Annotated in this window: 18 protein-coding genes; 15 read left to right on the top strand and 3 right to left on the bottom strand. The window is 42.8% G+C overall.

Going from position 1 to position 21,256, the window contains the following annotated elements; translation table 11 throughout:
- Positions 1 to 96: 96 nt before the first annotated feature.
- The 5 genes from uvrA to nusB all read left to right on the top strand — a co-directional run bounded on the left by uvrA (position 97) and on the right by nusB (position 5,687).
- The gene (gene uvrA / locus PCY07_RS05965) at positions 97 to 2,922 is read left to right on the top strand and encodes an excinuclease ABC subunit UvrA (RefSeq protein ID WP_301355938.1); all 2,826 of its coding nucleotides are present in this window, start codon (positions 97 to 99) and stop codon (positions 2,920 to 2,922) included.
- Positions 2,919 to 3,986 (top strand): Xaa-Pro peptidase family protein, encoded by a 1,068-nt coding sequence (locus PCY07_RS05960; protein WP_301355940.1) that lies wholly within the window; start codon positions 2,919 to 2,921, stop codon positions 3,984 to 3,986. The genes uvrA and PCY07_RS05960 overlap by 4 nt, the downstream gene beginning before the upstream one ends.
- A 290-nt stretch (positions 3,987 to 4,276) precedes the next feature.
- Positions 4,277 to 4,837: an elongation factor P gene (efp, locus tag PCY07_RS05955; protein ID WP_003005479.1), complete on the top strand. Its 561-nt coding sequence runs from the start codon at positions 4,277 to 4,279 to the stop codon at positions 4,835 to 4,837.
- A gap of 36 nt (positions 4,838 to 4,873) precedes the next feature.
- Positions 4,874 to 5,263 (top strand): Asp23/Gls24 family envelope stress response protein, encoded by a 390-nt coding sequence (locus PCY07_RS05950; protein ID WP_003005404.1) that lies wholly within the window; start codon positions 4,874 to 4,876, stop codon positions 5,261 to 5,263.
- A complete protein-coding gene (gene nusB / locus PCY07_RS05945) occupies positions 5,256 to 5,687 on the top strand; it encodes a transcription antitermination factor NusB (protein ID WP_175742651.1) in 432 nt (143 codons plus the stop codon). Before PCY07_RS05950 ends, nusB begins: the two co-directional genes overlap by 8 nt.
- Positions 5,688 to 6,037: 350 nt before the next feature.
- On the opposite strand, the gene PCY07_RS05940 is transcribed toward nusB, so the two are convergent.
- Both PCY07_RS05940 and PCY07_RS05935 read right to left on the bottom strand, forming a co-directional pair.
- Entirely contained in the window at positions 6,038 to 7,003 is a 966-nt protein-coding gene (locus PCY07_RS05940) for a LacI family DNA-binding transcriptional regulator (RefSeq protein ID WP_003016955.1), read from the bottom strand.
- Complete coding sequence (locus PCY07_RS05935; RefSeq protein ID WP_301355943.1) at positions 6,984 to 8,438, bottom strand: sucrose-6-phosphate hydrolase; 1,455 nt, start codon at positions 8,436 to 8,438, stop codon at positions 6,984 to 6,986. Before PCY07_RS05935 ends, PCY07_RS05940 begins: the two co-directional genes overlap by 20 nt.
- A gap of 378 nt (positions 8,439 to 8,816) precedes the next feature.
- Between PCY07_RS05935 and PCY07_RS05930 the strand changes: the two genes are divergently transcribed.
- The 8 genes from PCY07_RS05930 (at position 8,817) to PCY07_RS05895 (ending at position 18,038) form a co-directional block, all read left to right on the top strand.
- On the top strand, positions 8,817 to 10,709 hold the full coding sequence (locus tag PCY07_RS05930) for a sucrose-specific PTS transporter subunit IIBC (RefSeq protein ID WP_301355946.1): 1,893 nt from the start codon (positions 8,817 to 8,819) through the stop codon (positions 10,707 to 10,709).
- A gap of 160 nt (positions 10,710 to 10,869) precedes the next feature.
- On the top strand, positions 10,870 to 11,769 hold the full coding sequence (gene scrK, locus PCY07_RS05925; RefSeq protein ID WP_003016958.1) for a fructokinase ScrK: 900 nt from the start codon (positions 10,870 to 10,872) through the stop codon (positions 11,767 to 11,769).
- A 247-nt stretch (positions 11,770 to 12,016) separates the two neighbouring features.
- Entirely contained in the window at positions 12,017 to 12,427 is a 411-nt protein-coding gene (locus tag PCY07_RS05920) for a peptide deformylase (protein ID WP_301355948.1), read from the top strand.
- A gap of 135 nt (positions 12,428 to 12,562) precedes the next feature.
- Positions 12,563 to 13,009, top strand: coding sequence for a MarR family transcriptional regulator (locus PCY07_RS05915; RefSeq protein ID WP_301355949.1), 447 nt, complete (start codon positions 12,563 to 12,565; stop codon positions 13,007 to 13,009).
- Positions 13,006 to 14,808 carry an ABC transporter ATP-binding protein gene (locus tag PCY07_RS05910; RefSeq protein WP_301355951.1) on the top strand — a complete coding sequence of 601 codons (1,803 nt, stop codon included), beginning with the start codon at positions 13,006 to 13,008 and terminating at the stop codon, positions 14,806 to 14,808. Before PCY07_RS05915 ends, PCY07_RS05910 begins: the two co-directional genes overlap by 4 nt.
- Positions 14,801 to 16,561 carry an ABC transporter ATP-binding protein gene (locus PCY07_RS05905; RefSeq protein ID WP_301355954.1) on the top strand — a complete coding sequence of 587 codons (1,761 nt, stop codon included), beginning with the start codon at positions 14,801 to 14,803 and terminating at the stop codon, positions 16,559 to 16,561. Before PCY07_RS05910 ends, PCY07_RS05905 begins: the two co-directional genes overlap by 8 nt.
- 251 nt (positions 16,562 to 16,812) lie before the next feature.
- A complete protein-coding gene (locus PCY07_RS05900) occupies positions 16,813 to 17,328 on the top strand; it encodes a phosphatase PAP2 family protein (protein WP_041818498.1) in 516 nt (171 codons plus the stop codon).
- Between the two features lie 83 nt (positions 17,329 to 17,411).
- Positions 17,412 to 18,038, top strand: a complete 627-nt coding sequence (locus tag PCY07_RS05895) for a GNAT family N-acetyltransferase (protein WP_301355956.1) — start codon at positions 17,412 to 17,414, stop codon at positions 18,036 to 18,038.
- Positions 18,039 to 18,059: 21 nt separating this feature from the next.
- Here the strand turns inward: PCY07_RS05895 and queG are convergent, their stop codons facing one another.
- A complete protein-coding gene (gene queG, locus PCY07_RS05890) occupies positions 18,060 to 19,199 on the bottom strand; it encodes a tRNA epoxyqueuosine(34) reductase QueG (RefSeq protein WP_301355959.1) in 1,140 nt (379 codons plus the stop codon).
- Positions 19,200 to 19,314: 115 nt separating this feature from the next.
- On the opposite strand from queG, the gene manA reads away from it, so the two are divergent.
- Positions 19,315 to 20,259, top strand: a complete 945-nt coding sequence (manA, locus tag PCY07_RS05885) for a mannose-6-phosphate isomerase, class I (RefSeq protein WP_301355961.1) — start codon at positions 19,315 to 19,317, stop codon at positions 20,257 to 20,259.
- Between the two features lie 126 nt (positions 20,260 to 20,385).
- Positions 20,386 to 21,126 carry a MerR family transcriptional regulator gene (locus PCY07_RS05880; protein WP_301355963.1) on the top strand — a complete coding sequence of 247 codons (741 nt, stop codon included), beginning with the start codon at positions 20,386 to 20,388 and terminating at the stop codon, positions 21,124 to 21,126.
- Positions 21,127 to 21,256 lie beyond the last annotated feature (130 nt).

The following is a 21,256-nucleotide window of genomic DNA, read 5'->3' as shown; positions in this document are numbered from 1 at the left end:
CTTAACATTATATCAGAAAAAGGACGGTTTTGGATAAAAGAATACTAAAAAATTTGTTATAATGGAGGTTAACAAAAAGGTGATTAGAGTAAGAACATGCAAGATAAAATTGTCATTCATGGGGCACGCGCCCATAATTTAAAAAATATAGACGTGGAAATTCCACGGGACAAATTAGTCGTGGTGACAGGTTTGTCTGGATCTGGGAAGTCCAGTCTGGCCTTTGATACCCTCTATGCAGAAGGCCAGCGCCGCTACGTGGAGAGCTTATCGGCCTACGCCCGGCAATTCTTGGGAAATATGGAAAAGCCAGATGTGGACTCCATTGACGGCTTGAGTCCAGCTATTTCCATCGACCAAAAAACAACCAGTAAAAACCCCCGTTCTACAGTGGGGACGGCAACAGAGATCAATGACTACCTGCGCTTGCTCTATGCGCGTGTAGGGACGCCTTATTGTATCAATGGGCATGGAGCGATTACAGCTTCTTCGGTTGAGCAAATTGTCGATCAAGTCTTAGAATTACCAGAGCGCCAACGCCTGCAAATTCTAGCTCCTATTATTCGGAAGAAAAAAGGCCAGCATAAGAATATCATTGAAAAAGTGCAAAAAGACGGCTATGTCCGGGTGCGGGTCGATGGGGAGATCTATGATGTGACAGAGGTTCCAGAACTGTCTAAAAGCAAGCAGCACACGATTGAAGTGGTGGTGGACCGAATCGTGATCAAAGAGGGCATCCGCTCGCGGCTCTTTGATTCGATTGAAGCAGCCCTTCGGATTGCGGATGGTTATGTCGTGATTGATACCATGGATGGCAAAGAGCTACTCTTTTCTGAGCATTATGCTTGTCCAGTCTGTGGCTTTACCGTTCCTGAATTAGAGCCCCGTCTCTTTTCTTTCAATGCGCCTTTCGGATCTTGTCCAGACTGTGATGGGCTGGGTATTAAGCTAGAGGTAGACTTGGATTTGGTGGTGCCAGATGATCGCTTAACCCTTCGCGAAGGAGCACTTGCTCCTTGGAATCCGATCTCTTCCAACTACTATCCACAGATGTTGGAGCAGGCCATGATCCATTTTGGCGTTGATATGGACCAGCCTTTTTCCGATCTTTCTCAAGAAGAAAAGGACTTGGTCCTCTATGGTTCAAATGGCAAGGAATTCCACTTCCACTATGAAAATGAGTTTGGTGGGGTTCGGGATATCGAAATTCCTTTTGAAGGGGTCGTAAACAATATTCACCGTCGTTTTCGTGAGACCAATAGCGATTTTACCCGCAACCAAATGCGTTCTTATATGAACGAATTGACCTGTGCGACCTGCCATGGCTACCGTCTCAATGACCAGGCTCTTTCTGTTCGTGTTGGAGGAGAGAAGGGGATGCATATCGGGGAAGTGTCGGATCTATCGATTGCGGACCACTTAAAAGCCGTGGACAAGCTGGTCTTAACGGACAATGAAGCTACGATTGCAAGACCGATCCTAAAAGAGATTAAGGATCGCTTGACCTTCTTAAACAATGTGGGGCTCAATTACTTGACCCTGTCACGATCGGCTGGGACCTTATCAGGTGGAGAAAGCCAGCGCATTCGCTTGGCAACCCAGATCGGTTCCAACCTCTCTGGTGTCCTTTATATCTTGGATGAGCCGTCTATCGGCCTCCATCAAAGGGACAATGATCGTCTGATTGCCAGTCTCAAGAAGATGCGTGATTTAGGCAACACCTTGATCGTCGTCGAACATGATGAAGATACCATGAGAGAGGCAGACTACCTGATCGATGTCGGCCCAGGTGCCGGTGTTTTTGGGGGAGAGATCGTTGCAGCAGGAACTCCAAAGCAGGTAGCGCGCAACAGTAAATCCATCACTGGACAGTACTTGTCCGGCAAGCGCAAGATTCCGGTTCCAACAGAGCGCCGTTCAGGAAATGGTCGTTCTATTGAAATTACTGGAGCAAGTGAGAATAACTTACAAGACATCACAGCGCGCTTTCCTCTAGGAAAATTTATCGCAGTCACTGGAGTTTCCGGTTCTGGAAAATCGACCTTGATTAATGGCATCTTGAAAAAAGCCATCGCTCAAAAGCTCAACCGCAATTCGGAAAAACCAGGGAAATACAAGACCATTCAGGGGATTGAGCATATCGATCGCTTGATCGACATTGATCAAAGCCCGATTGGCCGGACTCCTCGTTCCAATCCAGCGACCTACACAGGTGTCTTTGATGATATTCGCGATCTCTTTGCTCAGACCAATGAAGCCAAAATTCGGGGCTATAAAAAAGGCCGCTTTAGTTTCAATGTCAAGGGTGGGCGTTGTGAAGCCTGCTCAGGTGATGGGATCATCAAGATTGAAATGAACTTCTTGCCAGATGTCTTTGTCCCTTGTGAAGTCTGCCACGGACGTCGTTACAATAGTGAGACCCTCGAAGTCCACTACAAGGAAAAAAATATCGCAGAAGTGCTGGATATGACGGTCAACAAGGCAGTTGAATTCTTCAAGCACATTCCAAAAATTGAACGCAAACTCAAGACCATCCAAGATGTGGGCTTGGGCTATGTAACGCTGGGGCAACCAGCGACCACTCTTTCAGGTGGGGAAGCGCAGCGGATGAAGTTGGCTTCTGAATTGCACAAGCGCTCTACAGGGAAATCCTTCTATATCTTGGATGAACCAACGACCGGACTCCATACCGAAGACATTTCTCGCTTGATCAAAGTCTTAGAGCGATTTGTGGATGATGGCAATACGGTCCTTGTGATTGAGCACAATTTGGATGTCATTAAGACCGCAGACCATATCATCGATTTAGGACCAGAAGGCGGTGTCGGTGGCGGAACTATTATTGCGACCGGAACACCAGAAGAAGTAGCAGCAAATCCTGCTAGCTACACAGGACAATATTTGAAAGGAAAATTACAATGAATCAACGGATCAGCAACTTAAGAAACAAAATGAAAACCCAAAACCTCAAAGCGGTATTGATTAACAATTTGAAAAATGTTTATTATTTGACCAATTTCTGGGGTTCAAACGGTACCGCTTTGGTGACAGAAGAACGCGTGGTCCTCTTTACAGATTCGCGCTACACCATCCATGCCCATGCGACTTGTTTCCCCTTTGTAGAGATTGTGGAAACCCGCGATGAGTTGACTGCAGCTGCAGAGATCGTTAAAGACCTTGGAATCAAAGAACTTGGTTTTGAGGACGAAGTGACAGTAGCCTACCATGCCCGCATGGCTTCTGTTTTCAATAGCATTACCCTTCAATCCCTAGCGAACTTTGTGATGGAATTGCGCTTGATTAAAGATGAAACGGAGATTGCGGCCATTAAAAAAGCTTGTAGCATCTCTGACCAAGCCTTCCACGATATTTTGGATTATATCAAGGTAGGGCAAACGACAGAGTTGGAAGCAGCGACTTTCCTCGATTTTAGAATGCGGGAGTTGGGAGCTTCTGGTGTATCTTTTGATATTATTTCAGCAGCTGGTGAACGCTCTGCGATGCCTCACGCGACTCCAAGTGATCGGGTCATTTCAGCAGGAGATGCCTTGACCCTTGATTTTGGTTGCTTGTATGACCACTATGTCAGTGATATGACACGGACTATCTATGCAGGACATGTCAGCGACAAGGAAAGAGAAATTTACGAAACAGTTTTGAAAGCCAATCAAGCCTTGATTGCTGCTGCTAAAGATGGACTTGGCTTCCGTGATTTTGATAAAATCCCACGTGATGTGATCGAAGCAGCCGGCTATGGCCAATACTTTACTCATGGAATCGGTCATGGAATTGGGCTAGATATCCACGAAGAGCCATACTTCAGCCAAACGTCTAAAGAAGCTATTCAAGCAGGGATGGTTTTAACAGATGAGCCAGGTATTTATATCGAAGGCCTCTCTGGTGTGCGGATCGAAGATGACCTCTTGATCACAGAAACAGGTTGTGAAGTCTTGACCCTTGCTCCTAAAGAATTGATTGTCCTTTAAGATATACGTTTTTCTTAACTTCTGTTTAGACAGAGATGTGAAGAGAAGACTATGAAATGAATTGTAGAGTAATTCTTCTCCCAGACATCTTATTTGGAGTCCTATCCATTTTGGTATAGGATCTACAATAACAAAACACGAAAGAAGTAAAGGGTAATTTGGATGTGGATGGATCAGGGGCAGTCCATAGCAATCCTTTCTTCTCAAAAAGAGAAGATTGCTGTTTGAGAAAAATCAAATAGTGTGTTACAATAAAGAGTAATCTATTTTTAAAAAAGAGGTAATAAAACATGATCGAAGCAAGTAAATTGAAAGCTGGTATGACTTTTGAAACAGCTGACGGAAAATTGATCCGCGTTTTGGAAGCTAGCCACCACAAACCAGGTAAAGGAAACACTATCATGCGTATGAAATTGCGTGATGTCCGTACTGGTTCAACATTTGATACAAGCTACCGTCCAGAAGAAAAATTTGAACAAGCGATTATCGAAACAGTTCCAGCTCAATACTTGTACAAAATGGATGATACAGCCTACTTCATGAACACTGAAACATATGACCAATATGAAATTCCAGTTGTGAACGTAGAACAAGAATTGCTTTACATCCTTGAAAACTCAGAAGTAAAAATTCAATTCTACGGAAGCGAAGTAATCGGTGTAACAGTTCCTACAACGGTTGAATTGACTGTTGCAGAAACTCAACCATCTATCAAAGGTGCTACAGTGACTGGTTCTGGTAAACCTGCTACAATGGAAACTGGTTTGGTCGTAAACGTTCCTGACTTCATCGAAGCTGGACAAAAATTGGTCATTAACACTACTGAAGGAACTTACGTTTCTCGTGCATAAGAGACATCTCAGGGTGTCAAATAGAAAGGAACTTCTATGGCAACTGAACAATTTGGTGACATCGTTATTGCACCACGTGTATTAGAAAAAATTATTGCGATTGCGACAGCAAAAGTAGAGGGTGTCTATTCACTTGAAAATAAAAGTGTTTCAGATAGCTTATCAAAACGTTCGCTTGGACGTGGCGTATACCTTCATACCGAGGAAGATGGTCAAGTTTCAGTAGACATCTATCTCTATTTAGAATACGGAGTGGCTGTACCATCTGTCGCGGTAGCGATTCAAAAAGCGGTCAAGTCTGCGGTTTATGATATGGCAGATGTAACCTTGGATGCTGTCAACATTCACGTTGTTGGGATCGCAACCGAAAAATCTCCAAAACCAGACTTGAAAGACTTGTTTAACGAGGACTTTCTCAATGACTGATGAAATTTTATTAGAATCACGTCGAGAGCTGCGCGAGCGTGCTTTTCAAGCCTTGATGGCCTTGGAATACGATGGAGACATTGTTGAAGCTTGTCGCTTTGCTTATTTACATGACAAGGATATTGCAGAAGACAAAGAAGTTGATCTTCCTGCCTTTCTTATGAACCTCGTGACTGGTGTTTATCAGTCTAAAGATCAATTGGACCAACAAATCGGTCAACATTTAAAAGCAGGTTGGACAGTAGAGCGCTTGACCTTGGTAGAGAAAAACATCCTTCGTCTTGGAATTTATGAAATAACAGAGTTTGATACACCACAGATCGTCGCAGTCAATGAGGCAGTTGAATTGGCCAAAGCCTTTTCAGATGAAATCTCTTCACGATTTGTCAATGGTGTCCTCAGTCAATTTGTGACAGAAGAATAATGAAAAGGGAGTGGGAAAGAACTCTTAAAATTAAATAAGGTTGAAAAGGTTCCCCAAACCTTTTCAATTTTCCCACCCACGCATAGCTTCAACAGTCTGGGAGACTGTTGAAGGTTGTGGATAAAGGAAACTTTGTTTCCCTCATTAGGTCATCTTTGGAGCTTAAAAGGCGAACAAATACTTAGGAAACTTGCTTCGCAAGTCCTATCCACCACCTCAAAGCAGTGCTTTGAGCAATCAACCACTGCGTCATACAGTTATTTCTATTAAATATAAAAGGCTAGACAGTTTTTGCCCAGCCTTTTTTTGACGAATAATACCCCCTACAGTATAGAACTGTAGGGGTTGTTTTAGACACTTTTTCCAGAATGGAGGCTAACAGGTAAGAAATAACCCGTTGTCGTTACTTTTTTTCCTTCAATTTTTTGAAGTAAAAGATCAACCATGAGGATCGCAATATCTTTAAGAGGTTGTTGGATGGTTGTCAGTTCAGGAGTATAATTTTCGATAAATTGAGTGCCATCATAGCCGATTACTTTAAGATCTTGAGGAATCTGGAGTTCTAACTCTTTTGCAACTTTCATGATCAAGATAGCCGTCAAATCATCTGATGCAAAAATAGCATCTGGTTTTTGGTGGGTTAAGATCTGTTTGATTTCCATTTCTTTGCGAATAGGAGAAAAATCACTGGAAACATTAATGATTGGAGCATCAGGAAGGACGGAAGCAAAGCCAGCATGACGCAAACCTGTCGGGGAATTCGAATTATCATTTCCTGTGATCATGATGATGTTTTGGGAACCTGTTTTAGCTAAGGTTTCTGCAGCTAGGACCCCGCCGGCGTAGTTATCTGAAGAGACAACAGGGATTTCTGGGGAGAGGTTGCGGTCAAAGGCAATGATGGGAGCGGTCACCCGGTTATAATCATCGATTCCTAAGTTGTGACTTCCTGAAATGATACCATCTACTTGATTCGCTTCCAACATTTCAATATATTCGCGCTCTTTTTCAGAGTTATGTTCACTATTGCAGATGATGGTCTTATAGCCATGTTTAAAAAGTTGGTGTTCTAATTTATCGATCAATTCAGCGTAGAAAACATGACTGATGTTGGGAAAGATTAGGCCAACTAACTTGGCTGACTTTCCTTGCAAGCTACGTGCGACATTATTGGGTTTATAGCCCAATTCTCTCATGGCTTCTTGGACTTTTTGGATCGTTTTTTCAGACAGGTACCCTTTGTTATTGATCACCCGTGAGACAGTAGTAGGGCTGACGCCAGCAAGTTTGGCGACATCAGTTAGCTTTGCGACCATAATCAAGTTCGTAGTAAGTTCCAGTAAGGGTTCCAGACTTGATCAAGATTCCATTTTGATCTGCATGTGGGTAGACCCGACCAGAAAATACTTTTTCTCCTTTATTGATAAAGATTTCAAAAATCGAATTGTCAATGAAAATATTAGCAGTTGTCGCTTGGTTAGCGATCGTGCAACTACGGCTCGTACCGAAGTCTTGGGCATATTGCTCGCCTGCCTGGCTACGATCCACTGTGACCAATCCTTTAGCTAGATCAAATGTGAGAACTAAGCCCTTTCCTTCTGCATCTGCAAAGAGGACGATTTCGTTCAGGCTATCTTTTTCAAACTGCAATTCCAATTCATAGCAGTTCTTGGTTTGTGCCTTGTTGGCAAATTCCTCACTCTCAGCGCGCAAGTCCTTGATTGCTTCAACTGGGTATTGGTAGAGCTTGCCATCTTTGATGGTTAATTCTTTGACCAGCGAAAGAGCACCTTGGTAGTCATAGGAATCGGTTGGATAAGAAACGTCAGGAAGACCTAACCAGCTAACAGCATAGGCACGCCCATCAGGTGCATTGAATCCTTGAGTGGCATAGGCTTCAAAACCGTAGTCAAGATTATGTAATTCAGATACATCGACCATTTTGGCCTTTTCTGGGTCAAAGCTTGCCCCAATCTTGTACATATTTGGATAGATATTGTCATAATCGAGGACTGATTTGTCCAATCCTTGAGGACAGTAGAGGAGAACGGGTTGGTCTCCAACAAAGACGAGGTTGGGACACTCCATCATATAAGCTGTCCGGTCATTTGCAAAATCCAAGTCACCGACTGCAACCCAGTTGGTATAGTCATTATCTACAGCCTTGTAGAGACGGATGAATCCTTTCTTCTCAAGGTCTTGCCCGCCAACGATGGCGTAGTATTGATCTTTAAAGATAAAAATCTGTGGGTCACGGAAGTGATCAGTGGAGTCAGCCGGTTGATCAATCAAGATTTTGTCAATTTTTTCAATCTTTCCTTCTTTGTCCATCAAAGCACCGACTTGGTAGGGATGACGGACCCATTCAGCATCACGAACATTTCCAGTATAGAATAAGAAAAGTTTGTCATCAAACTGCATAGCAGAACCAGAATAAGCTCCGTGGCTATCCAGATCTGTGTCTGGAAGAAGCGTTACCCCAGTTTCTTTGAAATGAACCAAGTCTTCACTTTCTGTTTGTACCCATGATTTTAACCCATGGGCTGCACCAAATGGGAAATTTTGGTAAAACAAGATCCATTTTCCATCAAAGTAGGAAAAACCGTTAGGATCATTTAAGAGACCAGCTTTTGGCTCAACATGATAGTGTGTATGCCAAGGAGATTTCGCCATAAGATCTTGGATGGCTTGCTTTTCCTCCCTTGTCCAGTCTTCGTAACGTCGGTAACGACGTTCAGTTGTCCATTCCATTTTATTCCTCCGAATTTTTTCTTACTTCCATAGTACAGATTTCCCATTAAAAATGCAAGTGATAAATGGAAAAAACAGCTAAAAATGTCAAACGCTTGACACCTGCAAGAAGGAGTTTTAAAGAGGATTAAAAATGAAAACGAATGAAAATATGAAAGTTTTTGAAAACAAAAAAACTAGGAAGCACCCTTTGACAGCGCTACTAAAGCGATTATGTGAATGAAAATTCTTACATCCTATCAAAAGCTGTCAAAATAGTTTAAAAAGTTTCAAAAAAATCCTGCAAAACGGTTGACATATTTTCAATACGTGGTACAATTGAAAACGTAGAAACGGTTTAACCGTTTACATTACAAAAAACAAGGAGATTTTTGCAAAATGTCAAATACAGAAATTGCAAAGCAGGTCATCGATGCAATCGGTGGGGTTGAGAACGTTAGCAGTGTTGCTCACTGTGCGACTCGTCTTCGCGTGATGGTAAAAGATGAATCAAAAATCAACAAAGATGTTGTTGAGAATATCGAAAAAGTACAAGGTGCTTTCTTTAACTCAGGTCAATACCAAATCATCTTTGGTACTGGTACTGTAAACAAGATCTACGATGAAGTAGTAGCTCTTGGATTACCAACCTCAACTAAGGCTGAGATGAAAGCTGAAGCAGCTAAACAAGGAAATTGGTTCCAACGCGCGATCCGTACTTTCGGTGATGTCTTTGTACCAATTATTCCAGTTATTGTAGCGACTGGTCTTTTCATGGGTGTTCGTGGTTTAGTGAATGCCCTTGGTGTGACTCTACCAGAAGATATCACAACTTACACCCAAATCTTAACAGATACAGCCTTTATTATCTTGCCAGGTCTTGTTGTTTGGTCAACTTTCCGTGTATTTGGTGGAAATCCGGCAGTGGGTATTGTACTTGGTATGATGCTTGTTTCAGGTTCACTTCCAAATGCTTGGGCTGTTGCTAGTGGTGGTGAAGTGACTGCCATGAAATTCTTTGGCTTCGTTCCGGTTGTAGGTTTGCAAGGGTCTGTTCTTCCAGCCTTTATTATCGGGGTTCTTGGAGCAAAATTTGAAAAATCACTTCGAAAAGTAGTTCCGGATGTATTAGATCTTTTGGTTACTCCATTCGTGACACTCTTCGTGATGTCAATTCTTGGATTATTCGTTATTGGGCCAGTTTTCCACGTAGTTGAAACGTATATCTTAATTGGTACAAAAGCAATTCTTAGCTTGCCATTTGGTCTTGGTGGATTGCTTATTGGTGGAGTTCACCAATTGATTGTCGTATCTGGTGTCCACCATATCTTTAACTTGCTTGAAGTTCAATTGTTAGCAGCCGATCATGCTAATCCGTTTAATGCGATCATTACTGCAGCAATGACAGCCCAAGGTGCTGCGACAGTTGCAGTAGCTGTGAAAACTAAAAATGCAAAATTGAAAGCTTTAGCTTTCCCAGCAGCACTTTCTGCCTTCCTCGGTATCACTGAGCCTGCTATCTTCGGGGTTAACTTGCGTTTCCGTAAACCATTCTTCCTTTCATTGATCGCAGGTGCAATCGGTGGTGGATTGGCATCTCTCCTTGGACTTGCTGGAACAGGTAATGGTATCACTATCATTCCTGGTACAATGCTTTATATTGGTAATGGTCAACTTGCTCAATATTTGCTTATGGTAGCAGTTTCATTTGCGCTTGGATTTGCATTGACTTACATGTTTGGTTATGAAGATGAAGCTCCTGTGGTTGCTTCTGAAAATGCGACAACTGAACGTCTGGTTGAAGAAGAAACAACTGGAAATGTTCCTGCATCTCTTCAAGATGAAACGATCATCTCACCTATCGTTGGTAGTGCTGTAGCGCTTGCTGATGTGAATGATCCTGTCTTCTCAAGTGGAGCGATGGGAAAAGGGATTGCCATCAAACCAACTGAAGGCGTTGTCTATGCACCAGCAGATGCTGAAGTAACTATTGCTTTTGCGACTGGACATGCTTACGGTTTGAAAACAGCTAATGGTGCTGAAATCTTGATCCACGTTGGGATTGATACAGTATCAATGAATGGTGAAGGATTTGATCAAAAAGTAGCTCAAGGCGATAAAGTCAAAGCTGGTGATGTCCTTGGTACATTTGATGCAGCGAAAATTGCCGCAGCTGGTCTTGAAGACACAACTATGGTGATCGTCACTAACACAGCTGACTTTGCTTCTGTCACACCTGTTGCAACTGGATCTGTTGCGAAGGGTGATGCGATCATCGAAGTCAAAGCTTAATCGAAACAATAAGTTCTCAAGGACTGGTCTATCATCTCCAGTCCTTGAATTTTATTTCTCAAAAAAAGGTGTGTTTTTTCTTTAGAGAAGAGAAAAAGATTGACCACAAAATATGCTATAATAAATACAGGATATTTTTCATAATAAAAAAGGAGCCAACATGACAAAATTATATGGAAGTTTGGAAGCTGGCGGTACAAAATTTGTTTGTGCAGTTGGTGATGAAAACTATAATGTTGTGGAAAAAGTACAATTTCCAACAACCAAGCCAATTGAGACTATTGATAAGTGTATTGAATTTTTCTCAAAATTTGAGGATTTAGTTGGGCTTGCGATTGGATCATTTGGACCAATTGATATCGATCCAAATTCAAACACTTATGGTTTCATCACAACGACTCCAAAACCAAATTGGGCCAATGTAGATATCGTTGGGGCTTTCCGTCGTGCCTTGAATGTACCTATCTATTTCACGACAGATGTGAATAGTTCTGCCTATGGAGAAGTGGTCGCACGCAATAACGCGGGTGGTCATATCGAAAACTTGGTTTACTATACAATCGGAACAGGAATCGGAGCTGGTGTCATCCAACGTGGTGAGTTTATCGGGGGAGCTGGACACCCAGAAATGGGACACTACTATGTGGCTCAACACCCAATGGATGTGGAAAAAGAATTCAAGGGTGTTTGTCCTTTCCACAATGGCTGTTTAGAAGGCTTTGCGGCGGGTCCTAGTCTGGAAGCTCGTACGGGTATTCGTGGGGAAAACATTGAACTCAATAGCAATGTATGGGACATTCAAGCCTACTACATCGCACAAGCAGCAGTGAATGCGACAGTTACCTTCCGCCCAGACGTCATTGTCTTTGGAGGAGGAGTCATGGCTCAACAACATATGTTAGATCGTGTTCGCACGAAATTTACCGCCCTCTTAAACGGTTACCTCCCTGTACCTGATGTGAGAGATTATATTGTGACACCTGCAGTTGCCGGCAATGGTTCAGCGACCTTGGGGAACTTTGTCCTTGCAAAAGAAGTGAGCGAGAAGCTTAAAAAATAAGAAGCAATTGTCTCTTAGAGGTTAGAAACAAGAGCAAGGAGGCTGGGACAAAAGTCCTAGCCTCTCAATTATTTTTGGATTGTCGAGTAAGACGCAGTGGTTGAGTGGGCTCTACTACGCTGATTTCATCAGCTTTTACAGCCCTACTCAACTGTGCGGAGTTGGGACGACGAAATCGAATTCAAACGAATTACCGATTTCTGTCCCACTCTCTTCTTTCGTCTATCTATCAAGAAGTGAGGAAGGAATGAAAAAGAATATTGTAAAAGATGTCTTATTCTTGGGTCAAAAGTCAGAAGAAGCGACACCTGAGGATCGCACTTTGGCTTTGGATTTGCAGGACACCTTAAATGCTCATCTCCTTGAGTGTGTTGGTTTAGCGGCTAATATGATCGGGGTGAAAAAACGGGCGATTATCATCCGAATGGGCAATGAAAATCTGGTCCTGTTTAATCCGGTTCTCCTTGAAAAGAAAAAGCCTTATCAAACAGAGGAAGGATGCTTGTCCTTGGTAGGGAGTCGGCCGACCACTCGTTATGAGGAGATTTCAGTGGCCTATCGAGATGTGACTTGGAAAGCAAAAACAATTCATTTGTCAGGCTTTCCAGCCCAGATCTGTCAGCATGAAATGGATCATCTAGAAGGCATTATTATCTAAAGATGAAGGATGGAGTCGATTCGGCTCCATTTTTTTAGTTTTTATGGAAACTTTTTTCTTGACAGGGATCTTTTTCGTGTTAAAATAGTTCTCATAGTAACTTTAAAGTTCTTAAGAGAACTATTTGGAGGAATGATGGACAAACCGTTACAAGAATTTAAAAAGATCGGCCATCTCATTCACCTCATGGTAGAAAGAGAGGCCAAGAAGCAGGGGCTTGAATTTAGTGCAGGACCCCAAGGTCAGGTATTGAGCTTCTTATCTCATCGTGAAAAGGAGGGAAAAGTGACCTTGATTCGGGATGTTGAGCAGGAACTTCATATCGCAAAATCCGTGACGAGTAACCTGATCAAGCGGATGGAGAAAAATGGCTTTATTTATTTAGAGCCTAGTCCGACCGATAAACGGGCCAAGTATGTCTACCTAACAGACAGTGTGAAAAACAAGTTGAGTGACATGAAACAATTCTTTGAGGAAGTGGACCAGAAGATGATGGCTGGTGTATCAGAAGAAGAATTGGCCATCTTTTTCAAGGTCATGCATCAATTTTATGAGAATATGAAAAAAAGGAGCGAGGAATGATCAATATGTTTCGGCGGTTAACCGCCAAAGAATGGGGCATGATTGCCCTTAGTACGGTCTTTATCTGTCTGGCTGTTTGGATGGATTTAAAGACTCCTGAATACTTATCCGATATCACGACCCTCTTAGCCAAGGAGGGGACCAAGGTTTCGGATATCATGGATCCGGGAAGCAAGATGTTGCTCTTCTCTTTTGGAAGCTTTTTGATGGCAGTTTTTGTGGGCTTTTTAGCTTCAAGAGTCGCTGCCAGCTTTACGACGCGACTTCGAGGAGAGATTTTTCATCAAGTGATGGATTACTCTGATGCCGAGATCAAGAAATTCTCCGTTCCCTCTCTTTTGACTCGGACGACCAATGATTTGACCCAGTTACAAATCATGATCGTCATGGGGATGCAAGTCGTGACGCGTGGTCCCATTATGGCAATTTGGGCTTTGACCAAGATTTGGGGCAAGAGCGATGCTTGGACAACGTCTGTTGGGATAGCAGTCTTGATGGTCTTGATTCTGCTTTCTGTTCTGGTTCTGATTGCCTTTCCGCGCCAGCAAAAGGTTCAGGGCTTGACCGATGCCTTGAATGCAACGACACGGGAGAGTTTGACAGGAGTGCGCGTGGTCCGTGCTTACAATGCGGAAGCTTATCAAAATGAAAAATTCCAGGCTGAAAACAAGGGCTTAACCCGTCTAAATCTCTTTGTTTACCGTTTGATGTCTTTGATGAACCCTGTCATGACAGTGGTATCAAGTGGGTTGACCCTTGCTATCTACTGGATTGGGGCGCACTTGATCAATGATATCGCCATGCCAAAAGATCCTACAAAGATCTTCACCAGTCCTGCATTAGCGGATCGGACCAAGGTCTTCTCCGATATGATCACCTTCTCCTCTTACGCCATGCAGGTTGTCATTGGCTTTATGATGATGGTGGCCATCTTGATTATTCTTCCTCGTGCTTTGGTATCCGCAAAACGGATTAATCAGGTCTTGGCTCTAGAGCCGTCTGTTGATTTTCCATCTGAGTCCAATACTGAGTCTGGAGAAAAAGGAAGTGTAGAATTTCAAGATGTTTCCTTTCGCTATGGACGGACTTCTCGTGCTGTGATTGAACACGTGACCTTCTCAGCTCAGAAAGGACAAACTGTTGCCTTCATCGGATCAACTGGTTCTGGTAAATCCACTTTGGTCAATTTAATCCCACGTTTTTACGATGCGACAGAAGGAAAGATCTTAGTGGATGGCGTCAATGTCAAGGGCTATAGCCACCAAGAATTGAACAATAAAGTCGGCTACATTCCCCAAAAAGCAGTGCTCTTCAGTGGCACTATTCGCTCCAATATGGAATTTGGAGAAAGTAGTCAAGGAAAATTAGAGGATGAAGCTATTTGGAAAGCTCTTGAATTGGCCCAAGCCAAAGAGTTTGTTGCCGCAAAAGAGAAGGACTTGGATACAGAAGTAGCGCAAGGAGGAAGCAACTTCTCTGGAGGACAACGTCAACGTTTGGCCATTGCGCGTGCCCTTGCACGCAAGCCCGAGATCCTCATCTTTGATGATTCCTTCTCAGCCCTGGATTATAAAACGGATCGTATCTTGCGACAAGCCCTAAAAGAAGAGTTGGCAGATACGACCAAATTGATCGTTGCCCAACGGATTTCGACCATTATGGATGCGGATTTGATTTTGGTCTTGGATCAAGGGAAGGTCGTCGGTCAAGGTACCCACAAGGAATTGCTTGCGACCAATGAAGTCTACCAAGAAATTGCCTATTCACAATTGTCTAAGGAGGAGTTGGAACATGCATAAAACAAAACAAGAATCGTCCCTTTGGAGACAACTTTCTCCTTATTTGAAGGGCTTCCACCTATTTTTTGGAATTGCTATCCTCTTTTCGGTCGTATCGAGTATTATCACGGTTATTGGACCGGATAAGTTAAAAGAAATCACGGATACTATCACAAAAGGGATGGGAGGCGCCATTGATATTGACAAGATCACTTCAATTGCCCTGACCTTAGCCATTCTTTATGGAGTTGGAGCACTGGTGTCCTACAGCAGTAGTTTCATTATCTCAACCATGATTCAGCGCTTCGCGGAACGCTTGCGCAATGCCATCGCTGAAAAGATCAATCGTGTACCCCTCCAATATTTTGATAGCCATGAACAAGGAGATACTTTGTCTCGTGTGACCAATGACGTGGATCTCATGACCCAATCCTTTAACCAAAGTTTGGTTCAAATGGTCTCTTCTATTGTCTTATTGATTGGCTCCATCTTTATGATGTTTAAGACGGACTGGCATCTAGCTTTGACTGCTATCCTTTCCGTCTTTGCAGGCTTTGCTCTTTCTAGCATCATTATGGTCAAGAGTCAGCCTTTGTTTAAACAGCAGCAAGATAATCTTGCCAAAGTTTCAGGCTATGTTGAAGAAATCTATAGTGGACACAATGTGGTCATTTCCTATAATGGCCGTCATCAGGCCAAAGATCATTTTGATGCTATCAACCAAGATTTGTACCATAGCATGTGGAAATCCCAATTCTTCTCTGGTATCATGATGCCCTTGATGCAGTTTGTAGGGAATTTCGGATATGTCATGGTCTGTATCGTTGGGGCTGTCCTCACCATTAATGGGGATATTACCATCGGGACCATTGTGGCCTTTATGACCTATGTCCGCATCTTTACCCAACCAATTGGTCAAATGGCGCAAGGAATTACCCAATTGCAATCAGCCAGTGCTGCTATGGGGCGTGTCTTTGAATTCTTAGACGAAGAAGAAATGGAAGATGAATCCCAAAAAACACGCCAATTGGAAGCGCCAAAAGGTCATGTCACCTTTGAGCATGTGCGCTTTGGTTATTCACCAGATAAGACTATTATCCATGACTTTACTGCTGAAGCCAAACCGGGGCAAAAAGTGGCTATTGTTGGTCCGACAGGTGCTGGTAAGACCACTATGGTCAATCTCTTGATGCGCTTTTATGACATTCAAGCTGGTAAAATTGCCATCGATGGTGTGGATACTAAGGCCATGAGCCGTGAAGAAGTTCATGATGCTTTCTCTATGGTCTTACAAGATACCTGGCTCTTTGAGGGGACCATTCGGGAGAATCTGGTATTCAATCAAACTGATATTTCAGATGAAGCGGTCGAAGCGGCAACTCGAGCGGTTGGGGTCCATCACTTTATTCGGACCTTGCCGAATGGCTATGATACTGTATTAGATGATTCAGTGACCTTGTCCGTTGGTCAAAAGCAACTTTTGACCATTGCGCGTGCCCTCTTGAAGGATGCCCCACTCCTCATCTTGGATGAAGCAACCTCTTCTGTCGATACCCGTACGGAAGAGTTGATTCAAAAAGCTATGGACAAACTCATGGAAGGCCGAACCTCCTTTGTTATTGCCCATCGCTTGTCCACTATCCGTAATGCGGATTTGATTCTCGTGATGAAAGATGGAAATATTATCGAGCAGGGTAACCACCAAGAACTCATGAGCCAAAATGGCTTCTATGCTGATCTCTATAATAGCCAATTCACAGAAGAAGTGGCGTAACAACAAGATACAAAGGGCGTAACATGCAAAGTGAAAAATAGGATAGAAGGCAATTCTGAGTGCTTCTATCCTATTTTTATGCTGGAAGAAGGAATGGAAAAGACGAATCTTGTTGAGAATAAGATTGACTTCAGATGCCTGATAGTGAGAAAAAAGCTAGAAATAAGAAAAAAGAAGCCTTGCTTGACAGGTTTTCTAAGGATCGCGTATACTAGTAGTACGCAAAAATGATAAAAGACAGGGGGACCAATATGAAAACGAACCTTCGAGATTATCCGAAATTTTATCGTTGGCTAACCCTGCCCTTTTCGAGAGAACCATATCTTGTACAGGTCCTTCAAAGGATGAATCGAATTTTGACGTTTGCCATGCCAGGCATCTACGTCCTGGTCTTTTGTTGGCTGTTTTTAAAGAAAACTTCAATGGGAGGAATCTGGTCTTTCATCTGGATTCCTGCGTCGGGTTTTGTCTTATTTAGCCTCTTTCGTCATTGGGTCAATGTTCCGAGACCTTATGAGAAATGGGACATTCAACCCTTATTAGAAAAAAATTCATCCGGTCATTCCTTTCCTAGCCGACATGTTTTTTCGGCGACCATTATCTCCATGTGTGTCTGTCAGTTGTCTCTTCCGCTAGGAATGTGCTCCATGCTTCTATCTCTTCTATTAGCCCTTGTCCGAGTTCTTGGAGGGGTTCATTATCCCAAGGATGTCCTCGTCGCTTGGGGACTGGGACTCGCCTGGGGAGGACTTTTTTGGCTGGTTTAAATGAACAAATTGCTTAAAAATGACCTTTGTATAATGGCAGCTGGTATTGTATACTAGTAAGATAACATAGAAGAGGAGAGGCGATGAAGTACAGAAAAGCCGAAAAAGCAGATCTGGATCGGGTAGTTCAAGTGGCTAGTGCCGCCTTTGAAGAGTACCTATTTTTAAGAGTGATCAAAGACTTAGTTCGAGATCCGAAACAATACCCTGCTTTTGTTGAGAAAATGATGCGCATCTTGGTGAAGGTTTTTCTCAAGCACCATATGTGCCTTGTGGCAGAAAAAAATAATGAAATTTATGCAGTTGCCTTGTTGCAAAAAGGACCGATTCCTTTTCGGGCCTATCTCTTAAATGGCGGCTTTGGTTTACTCAAGTTTATTTCCTTGAAAAATATGCTGGCCTACTTTAAATTTATGGAGGACACGGATAAGGAATTGGAGCAAAATGTAGACTTTGATTGGTATTTGATGCTTCTCGCAGTTGCCCCTAAACACCAACGTCAAGGCTATGGCAGTCGCTTTATGACAGAAGGAATTGAACCTTTCTTGGAAGGGGTCCAAGGGGAAAAACTGGCCTTTTATACCAATACCAAAGGAAATGTCTATTTTTACACGAAAAATGGTTACAAGGAAATCTATTCAAGTGAGATTAGCTTTAACCAAGTAGAAATGGGAAGTTGGTATTTTTTGAAGGAACTAAAAAAACACTAAGGTTACAATCTTAGTGTTTTTTCATTGTAGCTGTGAATCTGCTTGAATGCCGAATTTTTCAAAGAAAGCTGTTCGTTCTTCTATGATAGCATCGGTCGGATTTTTGATATTCCGTAAGAGCTCAACAAGGTCCGGTGTGACTTCACGGAGCAGTTGCCCTAAAGACCAGATAGCCGTTGCAATATGGATCTGATTTTGCGAGGTCTCGATGATGTTCAGGAGTTTAGGGATGGCTGAGCGGTCATTGGCATTGGCTAGTGCAATGATGGCATTGCGCTGGAGGATATTCTTGCCTCGCCAGCTTCCAGCAACATGTCCGAATTTTTCTTTAAATTGACCGTTGGACAGTTCTATAAAGGGAATCAACTCTGGATGAGCCAGATCAGGATCGATTTCTGTTGCCAGGGGATTATCTAGGCCTTTGTTATAAGGGCAGCTAATCTGACAGATGTCACATCCATAGATGACCGTTTTAATTTTCTTACGAAATTCTAGGTCCATCATGCCCTTGTCCTGAGTTTGGAAGGACAAACAGCGTTTGGCATTCATAGAGCCATCTCCGATTAAACAGGAGGTTGGGCATGCATCTAAACAACGTCGACAGTCTCCACAACCATAGTCGACAGGCTGATCTGGTTCAATTTCGAGATTGGTAATCAATTCCCCCAGAAACATGTAAGAACCGTATTCTTTTGAAATGACCAAGCCATTTTTTCCGATAAAGCCAATACCAGCTCGTTGGGCGACAGCCGTATCAACCAGTGCTCCAGTATCGACCATGCCCTTGTATTCAAAATCTTGCGTCATTTCTTCAATCCCAGCAGCTAAACGGTTGAGCTTGTCTTGAAGGACATAATGGTAGTCTAATCCCCAGCTGTTGGGAGTGAATTTTCCTCTTTTATAGGCTGTTTTTTGAGGTTGTTGCTTAAGTTTGTGGGGGTAGGCGACAGCGATTGAGATGATGGTCTTGGCGGAGGAGAGACTTAATTTGGGTTGGATGCGCTCTTCAATATTCTTATGCTCGAATCCAGAGTTCCGTCCTTCCTCAACGGCCAAGCGGAGCGATTTTTCCAAATAAGCGAAGTCATCAGCGGTTGTAAATCCAATTTTTGAAATCCCAATGGAATGCGCCAGTTGGATAATATTTTCTTTTAGTGTCATCCTTTTCATTATACACAAAAATGAAGTTTCTGGCGAGAGAGGAAAACAATAGAAAGGGCTTTCAAAAATTTTCTTTTTTTTGTATAATAGAAACATGAAATACGAGGAGGATATTATGGGACAACCATTATTTTTACATTCAGTCATGCAGGAAAAAATTTGGGGAGGAACTCGTCTGAAAGAAGAATTTGGTTACGAAATTCCGAGCGACCATGTCGGTGAATTTTGGGCGATTTCAGCCCATCCGCATGGAGTTTCTAAAGTAGCCAATGGTCCATACGAAGGAATGGGATTGGATCAGCTCTATCAAGAGCATCGGGAATTATTCGGTAATCGTAAAGAGCCTGTCTTTCCTTTATTAACAAAGATTTTGGATGCCAACGATTGGCTCAGTGTACAGGTGCACCCAGATGATACCTATGCAATGGAGCATGAAGGAGAACTTGGAAAAACTGAGTGTTGGTACGTGATTGCGGCTGATGAAGGATCTGAGATTATCTATGGACACAATGCCAAGTCAAAAGAAGAACTCCGCCAGCAAATCGAAGATAAAAACTGGGATGCCTTGCTGACCAAAGTTCCTGTCAAGGCTGGAGATTTCTTCTATGTGCCAAGTGGGACCATGCACGCCATTGGTTCTGGAATTTTGATTCTTGAAACCCAACAGTCGAGTGACACCACCTACCGGGTTTATGATTTTGATCGCAAGGATGACCAAGGAAACTTGCGGGAACTTCACTTGGAAAAATCGATTGATGTGCTAAACATCGGTGAGCCGGCAAATAGTCATCCAGATACAGTTGTTGTCGATGATCTTCGAATGACCACCTTGGTTGCAAGTGATTTCTTCACCGTTTATAAGTGGGAACTTACTGGAAAAGCTGATTTCGAAAAGACTGCCGATTACAGCTTATTGAGCGTCTTAGCCGGAGAAGGGAAATTGACTGTAGATGGAAAGGATTATCCTATTCAAAAAGGAAGCCACTTTATCTTACCGAGCGATGTTGAATCCTGGACTTTGGAAGGGCAAGGTTTAGAATTGATCGTGAGTCATCCATAAAAAGAAAGGGTTTGAGTTAAAAGCTGTGGAATAACTCAAGCCTTTTTTATCTGAAAACTTTTTTTATGTTAAGCCTTGACTCTGACCTAAGGGGAGGGATTATACTATCCTTGTAAGGAGGAAATCATGTACCATATCAAAGAAGCTGCAGAGCTGTCAGGTGTCTCTGTCAAGACCTTGCACCACTATGACAAGATAGGACTTCTCGTTCCTGGCAAATCTGAAAATGGCTATAGGACATACAGTCAAGAAGATTTAGAACGATTACAGGTGATTCTCTACTACAAGTATCTAGGATTTTCCTTAGACCAAATAGCAGAACTCTTAGCCGAAGAAAAATCTAACTTATTGCCCCATTTGACCAAACAGTTGGACTATTTGACTCAAGAAAGACAACGTCTGGATACCTTGATTTCTACCTTGCAAAATACCATTCAAGAACAAAAAGGAGAAAGAAAAATGACCATTGAGGAAAAATTCACTGGATTTAGCTATCAAGACAATCAAAAATACCACCAAGAAGCAGTAGAGAAATATGGTCAAGAAGTCATGGACCAGGCTCTCGAGCGCCAAAAGGGGCGTGAAGATGAGGCGACAAGAGCCTTTAATCAAGTCTTTCAAGCCTTGGCGAAAAACCTCCAAGCAGGTTTGCCAGTAACAGCATCGGAAAACCAAGAAGAAGCAGCCAAACTTTTAGACGCGATTCGAACGTATGGATTTGACTGCTCTATAGAGGTTTTTGGCCATATCGGCAAAGGCTATGTCTATAATCCAGAATTCAAGGAAAACATCGACAAGTTTGGAGCTGGCACAGCCCAGTACACTTCGGATGTTATTGCCTTTTATGTCGAAAATCAAGCAAAATAAAAAAGTGAGAGTGGGACAGAAATCGGTAATTCGTTAGAATTCGATTTCGTCGTCCCACCTCCGCACAGTTGAGTAGGGCTGTAAAAGCTGATGAAATCAGCGTAGTAGAGCCCACTCAACCACTGCGTCT

Origin of the sequence: Streptococcus sp. SP1, from assembly GCF_030440005.1 — a bacterium.
GTDB lineage: Bacteria > Bacillota > Bacilli > Lactobacillales > Streptococcaceae > Streptococcus > Streptococcus parasanguinis.
This window is presented reverse-complemented; position numbering and strand designations above follow the sequence as displayed.

Bases quoted from the DNA above. Each gene is read 5' to 3' on its own strand.
- PCY07_RS05920 (WP_301355948.1), top strand. From the start codon at position 12,017: ATGAAAAAGAATATTGTAAAAGATGTCTTATTCTTGGGTCAAAAGTCA.
- PCY07_RS05905 (WP_301355954.1), top strand. From the start codon at position 14,801: ATGCATAAAACAAAACAAGAATCGTCCCTTTGGAGACAACTTTCTCCT.
- PCY07_RS05880 (WP_301355963.1), top strand. From the start codon at position 20,386: ATGTACCATATCAAAGAAGCTGCAGAGCTGTCAGGTGTCTCTGTCAAG.
- scrK (WP_003016958.1), top strand. From the start codon at position 10,870: ATGACAAAATTATATGGAAGTTTGGAAGCTGGCGGTACAAAATTTGTT.
- PCY07_RS05915 (WP_301355949.1), top strand. From the start codon at position 12,563: ATGGACAAACCGTTACAAGAATTTAAAAAGATCGGCCATCTCATTCAC.
- PCY07_RS05895 (WP_301355956.1), top strand. From the start codon at position 17,412: ATGAAGTACAGAAAAGCCGAAAAAGCAGATCTGGATCGGGTAGTTCAA.
- queG (WP_301355959.1), bottom strand. From the start codon at position 19,199: ATGACACTAAAAGAAAATATTATCCAACTGGCGCATTCCATTGGGATT.
- PCY07_RS05900 (WP_041818498.1), top strand. From the start codon at position 16,813: ATGAAAACGAACCTTCGAGATTATCCGAAATTTTATCGTTGGCTAACC.
- efp (WP_003005479.1), top strand. From the start codon at position 4,277: ATGATCGAAGCAAGTAAATTGAAAGCTGGTATGACTTTTGAAACAGCT.
- PCY07_RS05910 (WP_301355951.1), top strand. From the start codon at position 13,006: ATGATCAATATGTTTCGGCGGTTAACCGCCAAAGAATGGGGCATGATT.
- nusB (WP_175742651.1), top strand. From the start codon at position 5,256: ATGACTGATGAAATTTTATTAGAATCACGTCGAGAGCTGCGCGAGCGT.
- PCY07_RS05960 (WP_301355940.1), top strand. From the start codon at position 2,919: ATGAATCAACGGATCAGCAACTTAAGAAACAAAATGAAAACCCAAAAC.
- PCY07_RS05950 (WP_003005404.1), top strand. From the start codon at position 4,874: ATGGCAACTGAACAATTTGGTGACATCGTTATTGCACCACGTGTATTA.
- PCY07_RS05935 (WP_301355943.1), bottom strand. From the start codon at position 8,438: ATGGAATGGACAACTGAACGTCGTTACCGACGTTACGAAGACTGGACA.
- manA (WP_301355961.1), top strand. From the start codon at position 19,315: ATGGGACAACCATTATTTTTACATTCAGTCATGCAGGAAAAAATTTGG.
- uvrA (WP_301355938.1), top strand. From the start codon at position 97: ATGCAAGATAAAATTGTCATTCATGGGGCACGCGCCCATAATTTAAAA.
- PCY07_RS05930 (WP_301355946.1), top strand. From the start codon at position 8,817: ATGTCAAATACAGAAATTGCAAAGCAGGTCATCGATGCAATCGGTGGG.
- PCY07_RS05940 (WP_003016955.1), bottom strand. From the start codon at position 7,003: ATGGTCGCAAAGCTAACTGATGTCGCCAAACTTGCTGGCGTCAGCCCT.